The 17,008-nt window shown below is 67.9% G+C and carries 16 protein-coding genes; 12 read left to right on the forward strand and 4 right to left on the reverse strand.

The window, feature by feature from the left end:
• Positions 1-6 precede the first annotated feature (6 nt).
• From fadD3 to TX88_RS25420, 5 genes are read left to right on the forward strand one after another with little or no spacing between them, the layout of a single operon-like run.
• A complete protein-coding gene (gene fadD3, locus TX88_RS25400) occupies positions 7-1,551 on the forward strand; it encodes a 3-((3aS,4S,7aS)-7a-methyl-1,5-dioxo-octahydro-1H-inden-4-yl)propanoate--CoA ligase FadD3 (RefSeq protein ID WP_044520750.1) in 1,545 nt (514 codons plus the stop codon).
• Positions 1,542-2,684, forward strand: coding sequence for an acyl-CoA dehydrogenase family protein (locus TX88_RS25405; protein WP_044520751.1), 1,143 nt, complete (start codon positions 1,542-1,544; stop codon positions 2,682-2,684). Before fadD3 ends, TX88_RS25405 begins: the two co-directional genes overlap by 10 nt.
• On the forward strand, positions 2,681-3,652 hold the full coding sequence (locus TX88_RS25410) for an acyl-CoA dehydrogenase family protein (RefSeq protein ID WP_044520752.1): 972 nt from the start codon (positions 2,681-2,683) through the stop codon (positions 3,650-3,652). Before TX88_RS25405 ends, TX88_RS25410 begins: the two co-directional genes overlap by 4 nt.
• On the forward strand, positions 3,649-4,584 hold the full coding sequence (gene ipdE2, locus TX88_RS25415) for an acyl-CoA dehydrogenase IpdE2 (RefSeq protein WP_044520753.1): 936 nt from the start codon (positions 3,649-3,651) through the stop codon (positions 4,582-4,584). Before TX88_RS25410 ends, ipdE2 begins: the two co-directional genes overlap by 4 nt.
• Positions 4,585-4,620: 36 nt before the next feature.
• Complete coding sequence (locus TX88_RS25420) at positions 4,621-5,778, forward strand: pyridoxal phosphate-dependent aminotransferase (protein WP_044520754.1); 1,158 nt, start codon at positions 4,621-4,623, stop codon at positions 5,776-5,778.
• A gap of 19 nt (positions 5,779-5,797) precedes the next feature.
• On the opposite strand, the gene TX88_RS25425 is transcribed toward TX88_RS25420, so the two are convergent.
• From TX88_RS25425 to TX88_RS25435, 3 genes are read right to left on the reverse strand one after another with little or no spacing between them, the layout of a single operon-like run.
• Positions 5,798-7,732 carry an acetoacetate--CoA ligase gene (locus TX88_RS25425; protein WP_044521971.1) on the reverse strand — a complete coding sequence of 645 codons (1,935 nt, stop codon included), beginning with the start codon at positions 7,730-7,732 and terminating at the stop codon, positions 5,798-5,800.
• Positions 7,729-8,475, reverse strand: a complete 747-nt coding sequence (locus tag TX88_RS25430) for a 3-hydroxybutyrate dehydrogenase (protein ID WP_044520755.1) — start codon at positions 8,473-8,475, stop codon at positions 7,729-7,731. Before TX88_RS25430 ends, TX88_RS25425 begins: the two co-directional genes overlap by 4 nt.
• Complete coding sequence (locus TX88_RS25435; protein WP_044520756.1) at positions 8,472-9,800, reverse strand: MFS transporter; 1,329 nt, start codon at positions 9,798-9,800, stop codon at positions 8,472-8,474. The genes TX88_RS25430 and TX88_RS25435 overlap by 4 nt, the downstream gene beginning before the upstream one ends.
• 118 nt (positions 9,801-9,918) lie before the next feature.
• On the opposite strand from TX88_RS25435, the gene TX88_RS25440 reads away from it, so the two are divergent.
• Both TX88_RS25440 and TX88_RS25445 read left to right on the forward strand, forming a co-directional pair.
• Positions 9,919-10,830, forward strand: a complete 912-nt coding sequence (locus tag TX88_RS25440) for a LysR family transcriptional regulator (RefSeq protein ID WP_110918156.1) — start codon at positions 9,919-9,921, stop codon at positions 10,828-10,830.
• Between the two features lie 53 nt (positions 10,831-10,883).
• On the forward strand, positions 10,884-11,654 hold the full coding sequence (locus tag TX88_RS25445; protein WP_044520758.1) for an alpha/beta fold hydrolase: 771 nt from the start codon (positions 10,884-10,886) through the stop codon (positions 11,652-11,654).
• On the opposite strand, the gene TX88_RS25450 is transcribed toward TX88_RS25445, so the two are convergent.
• Complete coding sequence (locus TX88_RS25450) at positions 11,651-12,223, reverse strand: TetR/AcrR family transcriptional regulator (RefSeq protein ID WP_244438621.1); 573 nt, start codon at positions 12,221-12,223, stop codon at positions 11,651-11,653. The genes TX88_RS25445 and TX88_RS25450 overlap by 4 nt on opposite strands.
• An 86-nt stretch (positions 12,224-12,309) precedes the next feature.
• Between TX88_RS25450 and TX88_RS25455 the strand changes: the two genes are divergently transcribed.
• The 5 genes from TX88_RS25455 (at position 12,310) to TX88_RS25475 (ending at position 16,974) form a co-directional block, all read left to right on the forward strand.
• Positions 12,310-13,140 (forward strand): mycofactocin-coupled SDR family oxidoreductase, encoded by an 831-nt coding sequence (locus TX88_RS25455; protein WP_044520760.1) that lies wholly within the window; start codon positions 12,310-12,312, stop codon positions 13,138-13,140.
• Positions 13,137-13,940 (forward strand): mycofactocin-coupled SDR family oxidoreductase, encoded by an 804-nt coding sequence (locus TX88_RS25460; RefSeq protein WP_044520762.1) that lies wholly within the window; start codon positions 13,137-13,139, stop codon positions 13,938-13,940. The genes TX88_RS25455 and TX88_RS25460 overlap by 4 nt, the downstream gene beginning before the upstream one ends.
• A complete protein-coding gene (locus tag TX88_RS25465; RefSeq protein WP_044520763.1) occupies positions 13,937-14,737 on the forward strand; it encodes a carboxymuconolactone decarboxylase family protein in 801 nt (266 codons plus the stop codon). Before TX88_RS25460 ends, TX88_RS25465 begins: the two co-directional genes overlap by 4 nt.
• Positions 14,734-16,110 carry an aldehyde dehydrogenase family protein gene (locus TX88_RS25470; RefSeq protein ID WP_084622123.1) on the forward strand — a complete coding sequence of 459 codons (1,377 nt, stop codon included), beginning with the start codon at positions 14,734-14,736 and terminating at the stop codon, positions 16,108-16,110. The genes TX88_RS25465 and TX88_RS25470 overlap by 4 nt, the downstream gene beginning before the upstream one ends.
• Before the next feature lie 84 nt (positions 16,111-16,194).
• Positions 16,195-16,974, forward strand: a complete 780-nt coding sequence (locus TX88_RS25475) for a DeoR/GlpR family DNA-binding transcription regulator (protein ID WP_044520767.1) — start codon at positions 16,195-16,197, stop codon at positions 16,972-16,974.
• Positions 16,975-17,008 lie beyond the last annotated feature (34 nt).

A 17,008-nucleotide genomic window follows, 5' to 3' on the forward strand; every position in this document is an offset into this window, starting at 1 on the left:
GCATCGATGACGAGCGATCGCCGCACCGTTCCAGCGGTGCTGGACCGGGTTGCCGTGCAGTATTCCGACCATGAGGCCCTGGTCAGTGACGATAAGCGCCTCACCTACTCGGAACTGCGCGCGCACGTACGCCAAGCCGCCGCGGCGATGATCGACCTCGGTGTCGCACCCGGCGACCGGGTGGCGATCTGGTCCCCCAACACCTGGCACTGGGTGGTGGCCTGCCTGGCCACCCATTACGCCGGCGCGGAGATGGTGCCGCTCAACACCCGCTATACCGCCAGCGAGGCCACCGACATCCTGGCCCGCACCGAGGCTCCGCTGCTGATCGCCTCGGGCGAGTTCCTGGGCTCCGACCACGCGGCCGAACTGGATCGCGACGCGCTGCCCGCGCTGCGCCACATCGTGCGGGTGCCCATCGAAAAACAGGACGGAACCTGGGACGAGTTCGTCGCCCGCGGGACCGACCTCGAGGCTGTCGACGCCCGCGCCGCGGCGGTACAGCCCGACGACGTCTCCGACATCCTCTTCACCTCCGGCACCACCGGACGCAGCAAGGGTGTGCGCTGCGCCCACCGCCAGTCGCTCGACGGATCGGCCGCCTGGGCCGAGTGCGGCCAGGTCACCAGCACCGACCGCTACCTGTGCATCAACCCGTTCTTCCACAACTTCGGCTACAAGGCCGGCATCCTGGCCTGCCTGCAGACCGGCGCGACGCTGTACCCGGTGCTCACGTTCAAACCCGAGCAGGCCCTCAAAACCATCGCCGAACAGCGCATCACCGTGCTCCCCGGCCCGCCGACCATCTTCCAGACCCTGCTGGACCACCCGAAGCGCGCCGACTACGACCTGTCCTCGCTGCGCTTCTCGGTCACCGGCGCGGCCGTCGTCCCGGTGGTCCTGATCGAGCGGATGCAGTCCGAACTCGACATCGACATCGTGCTGACCGCCTACGGCCTCACGGAGGCGGCCGGCTTCGGCACCATGTGTCGCCCCGACGACGACGCCCTGACGGTGGCCACCACCTGCGGCAGGCCCATCGCCGATTTCGAACTGCGCCTGGATGATTCGGGCGAGGTGCTGCTGCGCGGCCCCAACGTCATGCTCGGCTACCTCGACGACCCCGAAGCCACCGCGGCGGCCATCGACGCCGACGGCTGGCTGCACACGGGCGATATCGGCACGCTCGACACCCGCGGCAACCTGACCATCACCGACCGCCTCAAGGACATGTTCATCTGCGGCGGGTTCAACGTGTACCCGGCCGAGATCGAGCAGGTGCTGGCCCGGTTGGACGGGGTGGCCGAGGCCGCGGTGATCGGCGTGCCCGACGAGCGGCTCGGCGAGGTCGGCAAGGCCTACGTGGTGCTCAAGCCCGGGGTGACGCTCGACGAGGCCGCCGTAATAGCCCATACCCGCGAGCATCTGGCGAACTTCAAGGTGCCGCGATCAGTTGAGTTTCTGGATGTGCTGCCGCGAAATCCGGGCGGCAAGGTGATCAAACCGGTGCTGCGCAGCAGAGGGACCCGAGAAGGGGTGCAATGGACCTGACATTCGACGACGAGACCGAGGCCTTTCGGGCCGAGGTCCGCGACTTCCTGAAAGCAAACCGGGAGTCCTTCCCGACGAAGTCGTACGACACCCTTGAGGGTTTCGAACAGCACCGCCGCTGGGACAAGGTGCTTTTCGACGCCGGCCTGTCGGTGATCGCGTGGCCCAAGGAGTACGGCGGCCGTGACGCCACCCTGCTGCAGTGGGTGGTGTTCGAGGAGGAGTACTTCCACGCCGGTGCTCCCGGCCGGGCCAGCGCCAACGGCACCGCGATGCTGGCGCCGACACTGTTCGCGCACGGCACCGAAGAGCAGCTCCAGCGCGTGCTGCCGAAAATGGCCAGCGGCGAGGAAATCTGGGCCCAGGCCTGGTCCGAGCCGGAGTCGGGCAGCGACCTGGCCTCGCTGCGTTCGACGGCTACCAAGGTCGACGGCGGCTGGAAGCTCAACGGGCAGAAGATCTGGAGCTCACGCGCACCGTTCGGTGAGCGCGGCTTCGGCCTGTTCCGCTCCGACCCAGAGGCCCAGCGCCACAAGGGTCTGACCTACTTCATGTTCGACCTCAAGGCGCCCGGCATCACCGTGCGCCCGATCGCCCAGCTCGGCGGGGACACCGGTTTCGGCGAGATCTTCCTCGACGACGTCTTCGTGCCCGACAACGACGTGATCGGCGGCGTGCACGAGGGCTGGCGCGCGGCAATGAGCACGTCGAGCAACGAGCGCGGCATGTCGCTGCGCAGCCCGGCACGATTCATGGCGCCGGCCGAACGTCTTGTCGCTCAGTGGAAATCCAACCCAGATCCGGTCTACACCGACCGCGTGGCCGATGCCTGGATCAAGGCCCAGGCCTACCGGCTGCACACCTTCGGCACCGTGACGCGGCTGGCCAACGGCGGTGAGCTGGGTGCCGAGTCCTCCGTGACCAAGGTGTTCTGGTCCGACCTCGACGTCGCCCTGCACCAGACCGCTCTGGACCTGCAGGGTCCTGACGCCGAACTGGTCGACCACTGGACCGAAGGTCTGCTGTTCGCTCTTGGCGGCCCGATCTATGCCGGCACCAACGAGATCCAGCGCAACATCATCGCGGAAAGACTGCTTGGCCTACCGCGCGAATCCGGAGGGAAGCCGAGATGAACTTCGAGATTGACGAACAGCAGCGGGACTTCGCGGCCAGCATCGACGCGGCGCTGAGCGCCGCCGATGTCCCGGCTGCGGTACGCGCCTGGGGCGAGGGTGACACCTCACCGGGCCGCAAGGTATGGGCACAGCTGACCGACCTCGGGGTCACCGCGCTGCTGGTGCCCGAGAAGTACGACGGCATCGAGGCCAACCCGGTCGACCTCGTCGTCGCCCTGGAGCGGTTGGGCTACTGGGCGGTGCCGGGTCCGGTGACCGAATCCATTGCCGTCGCACCGATTCTGCTCGCGAACGACGACCGTTCGGCTGGGCTGGCCTCCGGCGAGCTGATCGCCACCGTCGCCATGCCGCCGCAGGTACCGCGCGCCGTCAATGCCGACTTCGCGGGACTGACACTGCTGGCCGCCGACGGCCAGGTCGGCGACGCGGCGGCCGGCACTGCGCACGATTCCGTCGACCCGGCCCGAAAGCTGTTCGACGTCACGGCCTCCGGTGACACCCAGGCCGCCGAGACCGCGCGGGCCTATGAGTTCGGTGTCCTGGCCACGGCCGCCCAGTTGGTGGGCGCCGGCCAGGCCATGCTGGATCAGTCCGTCGAATACGCCAAGCAGCGTGCGCAGTTCGGCCGGATCATCGGCTCGTACCAGGCGATCAAGCACAAGCTGGCCGACGTGCTCATCGCCGTCGAGCTGGCCCGCCCGCTGGTCTACGGTGCGGCGCTGTCGCTGGCCGACCAGAAAGATGGGGCCACGTCGCCCGACACCGCTCGCGACATCAGCGCCGCCAAGGTGGCCGCCGCCGACGCCGCCCTGCTGGCCGCCCGCTCGGCGCTGCAGACCCACGGTGCCATCGGGTTCACCCAGGAACACGACTTGTCCCTGTCACTGCTGCGCGTTCAGGCGTTGCGCAGTGCCTGGGGCGATCCCACCCTGCACCGTCGTCGACTCCTGGAGGTCCTCTCGTGAGTGAAGAACGCCAACTGCTGCGCGAAACCGTCGCCGCACTGGTGGACAAGCACGCCTCCCCCGAGGCAGTGCGCGCCGCGATGGAATCCGAGCGCGGCTACGACGAGAAGCTGTGGAGCCTGCTGTGTGAGCAGGTCGGCGCCGCCGCCCTGGTGGTGCCGGAGGAACTCGGCGGCGCCGGAGGCGAACTCGCCGATGCCGCGGTGGTTCTCGAAGAGCTCGGCAAGGCCTTGGTGCCCACCCCGCTGCTCGGCACCACGCTCGCCGAGCTGGCGCTGCTGGCCGTCGGAGATCACGAGCCGCTCGAAGGCCTCGCCGAGGGCGCCTCGATCGGCACCGTCGCCTTCGACGCGGACTACGTCATCAACGGCGACGTGGCCGATGTCGTCATCGCCGCCGACGGGGAGAACCTGACCCGCTGGACCACGTTCACCGCCACCCCCAAATCCACCATGGATCTGACCCGCCGGCTGTCCGCGGTGATTCCCGGTGACACCGTCGTCCTCGGCGCCGACCCGGGGCTGGCCGACACCGCGGCCCTGCTGATGGCCGCCGAACAGATCGGCGCCGCGTCGCGCTGCCTGGACCTCACCGTCGCCTACACCAAGGACCGGGTGCAGTTCGGCCGCGCGATCGGCAGCTTCCAGGCGCTCAAGCACCGGATGGCCGACCTGTACGTCCAGGTCTCCTCGGCGCGCGCCGTCGTCAACGACGCCATCGCCGCCCCGTCAGCCACCACGGCCTCTCTGGCCCGCTACTTCGCCAGCGAGGCGCTGTCCGCGGTGACCGCCGAGGCCATCCAGCTGCACGGTGGTATCGCCATCACCTGGGAGAGCGACATCCAGCTGTACTTCAAGCGCGCCCACGGCAGCGCCCAGTTGCTGGGTCCGCCGCGTGAGCATCTGCGCCGGCTCGAAGCTGAGGTCTTCTAGGCGGTTCGGCCGCCGAGGTCTTCTAGCCTGCAATACATGGACAACCACGTCGCACTACGAGCCGGAATCCCGCCGTTTCACGTCATGGACGTGTGGCTGGCCGCCGACGAACGCCAGCGCACACACGGCGACCTGGTCAACCTGTCCGCCGGGCAGCCGAGCGCCGGGGCGCCGACGGCGGTGCGCGATGCCGCCGTCGCCGCGCTGAACCAGGGCCAGCTCGGCTACACCGTCGCACTCGGTCTCCCCGAGCTGCGCGCCGAGATCGCCGCGTCGTACCGCAAGTACGGCGTCGAGGTCGGCGTCGACGAGGTGGTGCTCACCACCGGATCCTCGGGCGGGTTCCTGCTGACCTTCCTGGCCTGCTTCGACGTCGGTGACCGGGTGGCGATCGCCAGCCCGGGCTACCCCTGTTACCGCAACATCCTCACCGCGCTGGGCTGCGAGGTGGTCGAGATCCCGTGCGGCCCCGAGACCCGGTTCCAGCCGACCGTCGCGATGCTCGAGGCGCTCGATCCCCCGGTAGCGGGCGTCATCGTCGCCAGCCCGGCCAACCCGACCGGCACCGTCATACCGCCCGCCGAGTTGGCCGCCATCGCGACGTGGTGTGACGACGCCAGCGTGCGGTTGATCAGCGACGAGGTCTACCACGGCCTGGTCTACCCCGGCGCGCCCGAAACCAGCTGCGCGTGGCAGACCTCGCGCAATGCTGTTGTGGTCAACAGCTTCTCGAAGTACTTCGCGATGACCGGATGGCGGCTGGGCTGGCTGCTGGTGCCCACCGGGCTGCAACGCGCGGTCGACCGGCTCACCGGCAACTTCACCATCTGCCCGCCCGCACTGGCCCAGCACGCCGCGGTGGCCGCGTTCACCACGGAGTCACTGGCCGAGGCCGACGGCCTGCTCTCGCACTACGCCGACAACCGCACGCTGCTGCTCGACGGGCTGCGCGGCATCGGCATCGACCGGCTGGCCCCGACCGACGGCGCCTTCTATGTGTACGCCGACGTCAGCCACTACACGGACGACTCACTGGCCTGGTGCTCGAAGCTGTTGGCCGAGACCGGTGTTGCCATCGCTCCCGGCATCGACTTCGACACCGTGCGCGGCGGCTCCTATGTCCGGCTGTCCTTCGCCGGGCCGACCAGCGATATCGAAGAGGCGCTGCGCCGCATCGGTGCCTGGTTGGGCTGACGCCGCCTGCCCGCGCCACCTACCGCTTGACGGACGCGTACCAGTCCAGCAGATCCGGATTGTCCACGGCGCTGCGCTCGACCACCTTGGCCGCGTCGGCGCCCTGGAACAGCTTCTTGATCGGGACCTCGAGCTTCTTACCCGTGCGGGTGTGTGGGATGCCCGGGGCGACAAGGATGTCGTCGGGCACGTGCCGTGGCGACACCTCGGTACGGATGGTCTGAATGATCTTGTCCCGCACGGTGTCCGTGAGCTCGACCCCCTCGGCCAGTACCACGAACAACGGCATCCAGTATCCGCCGTCGGGTTGCTCGGCCCCGATCACCAGCGCCTCGGCGATCTCGGGCAACCGCTCGACCGACTGGTAGATGTCGGCGCTGCCCATGCGGATGCCGTTGCGGTTCAGGGTGGAGTCCGAGCGCCCGTGCACGACGATGCTGTCGTGGTCGGTGATGGTGATCCAGTCGCCGTGCCGCCAGACTCCGGGGAACATCTCGAAATAGGCGTCGCGGTAACGGGATCCGTCAGCGTCGTTCCAGAAGGCGATCGGCATCGATGGCAGCGGTTTGGTGATCACCAGCTCGCCGACCTCGCCACGCACGGGATTGCCGGATTCGTCCCAGGCGTCCACCGCCGCACCGAGGTAGCGCGCCGACAGCTCACCCGGCCACACCGGCACGGTCGGCACACCGCCGATGAAGGCCGACACCACGTCGGTGCCACCGCTGATCGACGCGACCTGCACACGCTCACCGACGTTGTCGCGCAGCCACAGTGCCGACGAGGGCGGCAGTGACGATCCGGTGATGCCCACGGTTCGCAGCGCCGACAGGTCGTGCTCTTCGCGGGGTACCGAACCGGCCTTCGCGCAGGCCAGCACATAACCGGGGCTGGTGCCCAGGACCGTCGCGTGGACCGTGGCCGCGATGTGCCACAGCGCGTCGGCCGTCGGATAGGTGGGGCTGCCCTCGTAACAGACGATGGTGGCCCCGACCAGCAGGCCGGCCACCTGGAAATTCCACATCATCCAGCTCGGGCTGGTGTACCAGAAGAAGGTGTCGTCACGACCGATGTCGGACTGCAGCGACACCGCTTTGAGGTGTTCGAGCAGGACACCGCCGTGGCCGTGCATGATGCCCTTGGGCAGCCCGGTGGTGCCCGACGAATACAGCACCCACAGCGGATGATCGAAATCGACCGGCGTCGCGGCCAATTCGCCCTTGCCTGCGGTCGCCGACTCCCAGTCCAGCCAGTCGTCACGGGCCGCACCCAGCCGTGACACCAGCACCGAGGCCTTCAGGGTAGGCAGACCCTCGCGGACCGCGGCGATATCGGCGCTCTTGTCGTGGGACTTGCCCCCGAACTGGTAGCCGTCGGCGGTCACCAACACCGTCGGCTCCAGCTGACCGAGCCGGTCCAGGGCCGCCTTGGCGGTGTAGTCCTGGCCGCAGGCGCTCCAGATCGCCCCGATGCTCGCCGTCGCCAGGAAGGCGATGATCGCCTCGGCGATGTTGGGCAGGTAGCCGACCACCCGGTCCCCCGGCTCCACGCCGAGCGATCGCAGGGTGTGCGCGAATGACGCGGTGCGGCGTAACAATTCCGCCCAGGACAGTTCGGTGACGGCGCCGCCCTCGGCGACCGTGAGAATGGCCGGTCGATCGGTCCGGGCCTGGCGGGCCACCTGGTCGACGTAGTTGAGCCGGGCACCGGGGAACCAGCGCACGCCCGGCATCGCTTCGCCGACGAGCACCTGCTCCGGGCGCTCACCCAGGTCGAAGTAGTCCCACAGCGCGCCCCAGAACGCCGCCGGGTCATCGACGGACCATTGCCACAAGCTCTGATAGTCGGGCGCGCTGATACCGGTGCGGGACTCCGCGAACCGGGCGAAGTCGGTGACCTTCGCGGCCGCGACGCCTTCCGGGGTCGGTTCCCATTGAGCTTCTGTCGTGGTCATCGTGCGCTCCACCCACCATCCATCGTGTACGACGCCCCGGTCACCATCCGGGCGTTCGGCGACGCCAGCCAACCTACCAACGCGCCCACCTCTTCCGGCTCGACCAGTTGCTTGACCGCGCTCTCCTTCAGCAGCACCTCGGCCAGCACGTCCTGCTCGGGAATGCCGTGGATGCGGGCCTGATCGGCGATCTGTTCGGTGACCAGCGGGGTCCGCACGTAGCCGGGGTTGACGCAGTTACTGGTCACCCCGTGTGGACCACCCTCGAGCGCAGTCACCTTCGAAAGACCTTCCAGCGCATGCTTGGCGGTGACGTAGCCGGACTTGAATTCCGAGGCGCGCAGGCCGTGCACCGAGGAGATGTTGACGATGCGACCGAACCCCTGGGCATACATGTGCGGCAGCGCGGCGCGGATCAACAGGAAGGGCACCTCGACCATCAACGCCAGCAGCATCCGGAACCGCTCGGGCGGGAATTCCTGGATCGGATGGATGCTCTGCACCCCGGCGTTGTTGACCAGGATGTCGCAGTCCAGCTGCAGCGTCTCCAGCGCCGAGACGTCGAGAAGGTCCACCGCCCAGGGCTTTCCACCGATCTCCGCGGCCACCGAAGCCGCGGCAGGCCCGTTGACGTCGGCCACCGTGACCACCGCACCGAGGGACGCCAGCTCGCGGGCGCATGCCGCACCGATGCCGCTGGCAGCCCCGGTGACCAGTGCCGTGCGGCCGGCCAGATCACTCATGCCGCGGCCCGCTGCAGATCGGCGGCATCGATGTCGGCCAGGTCCACGCCCTTGGTCTCGCGGGTGAACGCCAACGCGATCAGCGTCACCAGAGCGGCCAGCGCGAGGTACACCGCGATCGGCACGGAGGAGCCGTAGGTCTTCAACAACCAGACCGCGATGATCGGCGCCAGCGATCCGGCGGCGATCGAGGTGACCTGATAGCCAAGGGAGACACCGGAATAGCGCATCCGGGTGGGGAACATCTCGGACATCAGCGCGGGCTGCGGCGCATACATCAGCGCATGGATCACCAGGCCCAGCGTGATGGCCCCGATCACCGGCAGATACTGACCGCTGTCCATCATCGGATAGGCGAAGAAGCCCCAGCAGGCCGCGCCGACAGCACCGATGAAGTACACCGGACGACGTCCGTAACGGTCCGAGAGCGCCCCTACCGTCGGTATGGCCACGAGGTGCACCGTATGGGCGATGAGCAGCCACCACAGGATGTCGCTGGTGTCGGAGTGGACGTGCTCCTTGAGATAGGTGATCGAGAACGTGACCACCAGGTAGTACATGATGTTCTCGCCGAACCGCAGGCCCATTGCGGTGAACACCCCGCGCGGATAACGCTTGAGCACCTCGATCGCGCTGAACGAGCTGGCCTTGATCTGTTCGGCTTCCTGTTGGGCCGCAACGAAGATCGGAGCGTCGGTCACCTTGGTCCGGATGTAGTAGCCGATCAGTACCACCACGGCCGACAGCCAGAACGCCACGCGCCAACCCCAGGACAGGAACGCGTCGGCACTGAGCAGTCCGTTCAACAGCAGCAACACCACGGTCGCCAGCATGTTGCCCACCGGAACGCCGGCCTGCGGCCAACTGGCCCAGAAACCGCGCGAACGGTTCGGGCTGTGCTCGGCCACGAGCAGCACGGCACCGCCCCACTCGCCGCCGACTGCGAAGCCCTGCAGGAACCGCAGGACCACCAGCAGGACCGGCGCCAGGTAGCCGATCTGCGCGTAGGTCGGCAGGCAGCCCATCAGGAACGTGGCCAGGCCGACCAGGATCAGGCTGAACTGCAGAAGCTTCTTGCGGCCGAACTTGTCGCCGTAGTGACCGAACACGATGCCGCCGAGGGGGCGGGCCAGGAAGCCGATGGCGTAGGTACCGAAGGCCGCCATGATGGCGTCCAGATCGTTGCCGCCCTGCGGGAAGAACAACTTGTTGAACACCAGTGTGGCGGCGGTTCCGTACAGGAAGAACTCGTACCACTCGACCACCGTGCCTGCCATCGAGGCGGCGACGACGCGGCGCAGACCGGTCACATTGGGCGCGCTCATCCGCAGCTCTCCTCATTGCTCAGCACTGTGATGCCCCTTACAGCTTTCGTGAGTATTCATGCACGCCGAACTCGCCGCAATGGGTAAAAGCGCACGAGCAGTCTGCAAAAATGCAGAAATGGACGGTCCGCAACGCCCCGGCCGCCCCAGCGCGGACGATCTGCTCGTGCTGCTCGCGGTCGGCCGGTCCGGCCGCTACACCGCCGCGGCCGATGAGCTGGGCATCAACCACACCACGATCTCGCGGCGTATCGCCGCGTTGGAGCAGGCCATCGGGGGCCGGGTGCTGACCCGGGCCGGCGGCGGGTGGGAACTCACCGACCTCGGGCGCGAGGCGCTGGCCGCCGCCGAGGCCGTCGAGTCCGCGGTATCCACCCTGAGCACCGCCGGCGCCCGGCAACTCGAGGGCGTGGTCCGGATCTCGGCGACGGACGGCTTCAGCGCCTACATCGCCGCCCCCGCGGCGGCTCAAGTGCAACGCCGTCACCCTCGCCTGACCGTCGAGATCGTGACCGCCACCCGCCGCGCCTCCCAACAACGGTCGAGCCTCGACCTCGAGATCGTCGTGGGCGCACCCCAGGTACGACGGGCCGAGGCGATCCTCCTCGGCGACTACTGCCTCGGCCTGTACGGCGCGCGTTCCTATCTCGCCGAACACGGCACCCCCACCGACATCGCGGACCTGGCCCGATTCCCGTTGGTCTACTTCATCGATTCGATGCTTCAGGTCGACGATCTCGACATGGCCACCAGCTATGCACCGGCCATGCATGAATCGGTGACGTCCACCAACGTGTTCGTCCACGTCGAGGCCACCCGCGCCGCGGCAGGGCTGGGGCTGCTTCCGTGTTTCATGGCCGACCGGCACGAGGATCTGGTTCGGGTGCTGCCCGCGGAACTGACGGTTCGGTTGAGCTACTGGCTGGTGGCCCGGGCCGAGACGCTGCGCCGCCCGGTGGTGGCCGCCGTGGTCGAGGCGATCCAGGATCGGATGGCCGACCAACACGATGTGCTGCTCGGCATTCGCTGACCCGGTGAGAAGAATGCTTGCGGTCCGGCCCGGATATTGCTGCGGTGAGCGGTATGCCATTCATCGAGCACGAGCGCGGGCGCGCCTACTACCGGCACTGGGCCGCGGCGGAACCCCGCGCAGCCGTCGTCTTCCTGCACGGGTTCGGTGAACACACCGGCGTCTACCACCGGTACGGTTTCGCGCTCAATGCCGCGGGCATCGACCTGTGGGCGGTCGATCAGTTCGGGCACGGACTGACGCCGGGCACCCGGGGTGACTTCGGCAGCATCGAGGACAGTTCAGCACTGGCCGAGGCACTGACCACCCTCGCCGAGCAGGAGAGCGCCGGCATACCCCTGGTGGCACAAGGGCATTCGTTCGGCTCGGTGGTGACCCTGTTCCGGCTGCTCGGTGCACCCGACCGGTACCGGGCGGGCATCATCTCCGGCGCCCCGTTGGTTCCGATCCCCGAGATGCTCGATACGGACACCGAATTGGACCTGGACCCGAACTGGCTCTCGTCCGACCCGTTCTACCTGGACGCCCTGGAGAACGATCCACTGGCCTTCGTCGACGCCGACGGGGCCGCCCTCACCCGCGAACTGGACCGGGCCTGGGACCGGTTCGGTGCCGAGCTGCCCAAGCTCACGGTGCCGACCCTGGCCCTGCACGGTTCGGCCGACGTCATCGCCCCGGCCGGTGCGGTGAAGGCCTATTCCGAACAGATAGAAGCGTTGCGGTTCAAGGAGTTTCCGGGCGGCCGCCACGACATCCTCAACGAGGATGTGCACCGCGAGGTCGCCGCCGACATCATCGATTTCGTCGACGCGCAGATCGGCTAGCGCCCGGCCTCATACCCCGCCGTGAGCCAGTAGACGGTCCGGTCGAGGCTGGGGAGGATCTCGGTGATGGCGATCTCGCCCGCGGTGAAGCGGCCGACCAGGCCGAAGACCAGGTTCATCAGGATGTTGTCGAGGTCGTGGACGAACGTCTCGTCGACCCCGGACAGGATCGACAGGCCCGCGGGCACCACGGCGTCGAGGCCGCGGCGCACCAGGCGGTCCCCGCCCGGCGCCGCCCGGACCCGCGAGTAGGCCCTGAGCATGTCGGGGTGTTTCTCCCACGGCTCGAAGATGGTGCGGAACATCCGCATCAGCGCCTCGTACAGCGACTCGTCGGGCTCACGCACCTGCCCTGCCACTCCCGAGTACCGGTTCTCGGCCATCCAGGAATCCAGCGCGGCCAGGATCAACTCGTCGCGGGTGGCGTAGCGCTTGTAGATCGTGGCCAGTGAGGTCTTGGCCCGGCGCGCCACCTCACGCAGCTGCACCGCGTCATAGCCCTCGGTCTCGAGGAGGTCCACCACGATGTCGAGGATCCGATCACGCTCTTCGGTCACTGTCTCAGTCACTGTCGAAAACACCCTTGCCGCCGGAGAGTAACCACGTTACCGTACCGCTGTAACACGGTTACAGCTATTCGGCGGAGCGAGGATCAATGGGAAATCTGGACGGAAAAGTCGCCTTCATCACCGGGGTGGCCCGAGGTCAGGGCCGCAGTCACGCGGTGACGCTCGCCGCCGAGGGCGCGGCCATCATCGGCGTGGACATCTGCGAAGACATCCCATCCAACGGCTATCCGATGGCAAGCCGCGACGAGCTCGACGAGACGGTCGCCCTCGTGGAGGCCGCGGGCGGCAAGATGGTCGCCGCCGTCGCCGACGTCCGCGATTTCCACGCGCTCAAGGCGGCACTCGACGCGGGTGTCGAACAGTTCGGCCGCCTGGACATCGTGCTCGCCAACGCAGGCATCGCGACCATGGCCTTCCGCGAGCTGACCATCGAAGAAGACCTCGAGATGTGGACCGACGTGCTCGACGTCAACCTCGTCGGCTCGTTCCACACGGCCAAGGCCGCGATCCCCCACCTGATCGAGGGCGGACGCGGCGGATCGATCGTCTTCACCAGTTCGACCGCGGGGCTTCGCGGCTTCGGCGGTCTGCAGGGCGGTGGCCTGGGCTACGCCGCATCCAAGCACGGCATCGTCGGGCTGATGCGCACGCTGTCCAATGCCCTTGCCCCGCACAGCATCCGGGTCAACACGGTGCATCCCACCGCGGTCAACACCATGATGGCGATCAACCCGGCGATGACGGCGTTCCTGGAAAACTACCCCGACGGCGGTGTGCACCTGCAGAACCCGATGCCGGTATCCATGCTGGAGCCGCAGGACATCAGCGCGACCATCAGTTACCTGGTGTCCGACGCTGGCCGCTACGTCACCGGGGTCACCCTCCCCGTCGACGCCGGCTTCACCAACAAGCTATGAGCGGGCGGGTCACCGGCAAGCGCGTGCTGATCACCGGCGCAGCACGCGGCATGGGCCGAAGCCACGCGGTACGCCTCGCCGAGGAAGGCGCCGATCTGATCCTCGTCGACATCTGCGAATCGCTGCCAGAGGTGGAGTATCCGCTGGCCACCCGCGACGATCTGGACGAAACCGCCCGCCTCGTCACGGAACTCGGCCGTCAGGCCCTGACCTATGTGGTCGACGTGCGCGACGGTGCGGCATTGAGCGCCGCGGTCGCCGAGGGGGTGGCAGAGCTCGGCGGCCTGGACGCCTCCGTTGCCAACGCCGGGGTCCTGACCGCGGGCACCTGGGACACCACCACCGCGGAGCAGTGGCGCACGGTCGTGGACGTGAACCTGATCGGCACCTGGAACACCTGCGCGGCCGCACTGCCCCATCTGGTGGAACGCGGCGGCAGCCTGATCAACGTCAGTTCGGTGGCGGGACTCAAGGGCTCACCGCTGCACACGCCCTACACGGCGTCCAAACACGGCGTGGTCGGCCTCAGCCGCGCCCTGGCCAATGAGCTTGCCGCGGTCAACGTTCGGGTCAACACCGTGCATCCCACCGGAGTCGCCACCGGACTTCGTCCCGACAGTCTGCACACCCTGCTCCACGAGACCCGCCAAGACCTGGGGCCGATCTTCCAGAATGCGCTGCCGATCCAGATGACCGAGGCGCTGGACATCAGCAATGCGGTGCTGTTCCTGATCTCCGACGAAGCCCGGCACGTCACCGGCCTGGAGTTCAAGGTCGATGCCGGGGTGACGATCCGATGACCGCATCCGATACCCGGACCGAGCGCGGAAGGCGCGAGTTCGCCGAGGTGATGACGTTCGCGGCGCCGTCGGAGGATGCCAGCCCGGCGACCACCAACCTCATCGACTTCGTGTTCGCCGAGGTGTGGCCGCGCACCGCCTTGACCCGCCGGGACCGGCGATTCGTCACCCTGCCGTGTGTCGCGGCGGCCGACGCCGAAGGTCCGTTGCGTGACCACGTATACGCCGCACTCAACAGCGGTGATGTGTCCATCGTCGAAATGCGGGAAACCGTCCTGCATTTCGCGGTGTACGCCGGGTGGCCCAAGGCATCCCGGTTCAACATCATGGTCGACGAGCAGTGGGACCGCATCCACCGCGAGCGCGGCCTGACACCACCCGCACCGGAGCCGCTCCTGCCGCTGCCCACACCGAGCGATCCGGAGGAACGACTGGTCTGCGGGGAGCAGTCCTTCCGAGACATCAACTGCATTCCCTTCGCCCCGACCCGCGACAACCCGTACTCCGGGGCAGGCATCCTCAACTTCGTGTTCGGGGAGATGTGGCTGCGCCCCGGACTCGGCATGAAGGAACGGCGCCTGGTCACGGTGGCCTGCGTGGCGTTTCAGGATGCGCCGCTGCCGATCCTGAGCCACGTCTATGCCGCGCTCAAGAGCCGTGATGTCTCGTTCGAGGAAATGGACGAGCTGGCACTGCATTTCGCGGCCTACTACGGATGGCCCAAGGCGGCGAACCTCAACCAGGTGATCGGCGAACAGAAGCAGCGGGTGCTTGCCGAGTGGGAAGCCGAGGCATGACCTTCGAGCACATCTACCCGGCCACCGGCCGGCCGAACGGAACCGTGTCCCTGGCCGGGCCCGCCGAGATCGACAACGCCGTCGCGGCGGCGGCCAAAGCGCAGCGGGAATGGGTCTCGCTCACCGTCGACCGCCGCCGGGACCTGCTGATCGACCTGGCCGACGTGGTGCACGAGCACCTCGACGAGCTCGCGAAACTCAATGTGGCCGACTACGCGGTGCCGATCTCGTTCGCCGGAACCGCACTGCTCCTCGAGCGGTTCCTGCGGCATTTCGCGGGTTACGCCGACAAACCGCACGGGGTGACGACCCCGGTCAACGGGTCGTTCGACATCAACCTCGTCGAGCGCGAGCCGTATGGCGTCGTCGGCGTCATCACGCCATGGAACGGCGCCCTGGTCGTCACGGGATCGTGTGTCGCCCCGGCGCTGGCCGCAGGCAACGCCGTCGTCCTCAAGCCTTCCGAGCTCGCACCGTTCGCGGCGCTGCGTTTCGGAGAGCTGTGCGTGGAGGCGGGATTGCCCGAGGGGCTGGTGACCGTCGTCCCCGCCGACGCCGAGGGCGGCGACGCCCTGGTGCGCCATCCGGGTATCGGCAAGATCGCCTTCACCGGGGGCGGCGCGACCGCGCGCGAGGTATTACAAGCCGCCGCAACGAATCTGACGCCGGTGGTCACCGAGCTGGGCGGCAAGTCCGCCAACCTCATCTTCGCCGACGCCGATCTCGACCTCGCTGCCACGTTGTCGGCGCACCAGGGCCCGCTCATGCAATCGGGGCAGAGCTGCGCGTGTGCGAGCCGGATACTCGTCCACGACGGGGTGTACGACGAATTCCTGGAGAAGTTCCTCGGCGTGATAGGCGCGGCCCGCATCGGTGACCCGATGGATCCCGCGACGACGTTCGGACCGGTGATCAGCCAGGCCGCGGCCGACCGGATCCTGGCCGCGGTCGACACCGCCGTGGCCGGCGGTTCGGGCGAATTGTTGTTGGGCGGCAAGCGGATCGACGGCGACGGCTACTACGTCGAGCCGACCGTGTTCGGCGGCGTGGACAACGCCTCGGAACTCGCGCAGCTGGAGACGTTCGGGCCGGTGGTCTCGGTGATGAGATTCCGCGACGAGGACGAGGCCGTGCGGATCGCCAACGACACCCCGTACGGCCTGAACGCGTTCGTCCAGACGACGGACCTCAACCGCGCGCACCGAGTTGCCCGCCGGCTCGAATCCGGATCGGTGTGGATCAACCAGTTCAGCGACATCTCCCCACAGGGCCCCTACGGCGGCTACAAGCAGAGCGGTTCGGGCCGCACCGGCGGTGTCGAGGGCCTCAACGAGTTCCAGCAGGTGAAGAACATCCGGATCGCTGTGCGCTGATTTCCCGGCTCCGGTTGACGTGAGCCAGACAACACTCCACAATAACCGTCATGTTCGGTCAGAAATCCACATTGACGGTCAACCGTGCTGCCGGTTGAGCGTCATGAGGCGATCGTCGATGCGGTAGGCACCGCGCAGGCGGTCAGCACGGACGAACTCGTCCGCCGCCTCGGGGTATCGGCCGAGACCGTGCGCCGCGACCTGGCCTTTCTCGAAGAGCGCGGAGCATTGCGCCGGGTTCACGGCGGCGCCGCCGCGGTGGCCGACCACCGCCCCATCGAGCCCTCCTACTCCGAGCGGACGATGATCCGGCACCAGGCCAAGGCTCAATTGGCCCGGGTGGCAGCGGGCCTGCTCGAGAACGGGCAGACGGTGATCATCGACATCGGGACCACGGCCGTCGCCGTGGCCCAGGCCATCCCCCGCTCGTTCACCGGCACCGTGATCACCCCGTCGCTGCCGGTCGCGGTGGAACTGGCCGACCGCCCTGGAATCGAGCTGTTGCTGGCCGGCGGACGAGTCCGGGCAGGTGACCTGGCCTGCTCGAACGCACACACCAAGGCCTTCTTCACCGACATCTATGCCGACATCGCCCTACTCGGGTCCGGCGGCGTGGACGCGGCAGCCGGGCTCACCGACTTCCATCTCGACGAGATCGACGTGCGCCGCACGATCATCGCCAACAGCGCGCGCAGCTACATCCTGGCCGACTCGTCCAAGCTCGGACAGGTAGCGCCCTACCGAGTCTGCGATCTCAGCGCGGTCAACGGACTGATCACCGACCAGAGCACCGACCTGGCCGTGGAATCGGCCTTCCAGGAGATGGGAGGTGTGGTCATGCCGGCCCGGCCGGCAAGCGCCTGAAACGGGTGCGGGCGACGTTGCAGCGTCGCCCGCG

Source organism: Mycolicibacterium septicum DSM 44393 (assembly GCF_000455325.1).
Classification (GTDB): Bacteria; Actinomycetota; Actinomycetes; order Mycobacteriales; family Mycobacteriaceae; genus Mycobacterium; species Mycobacterium septicum.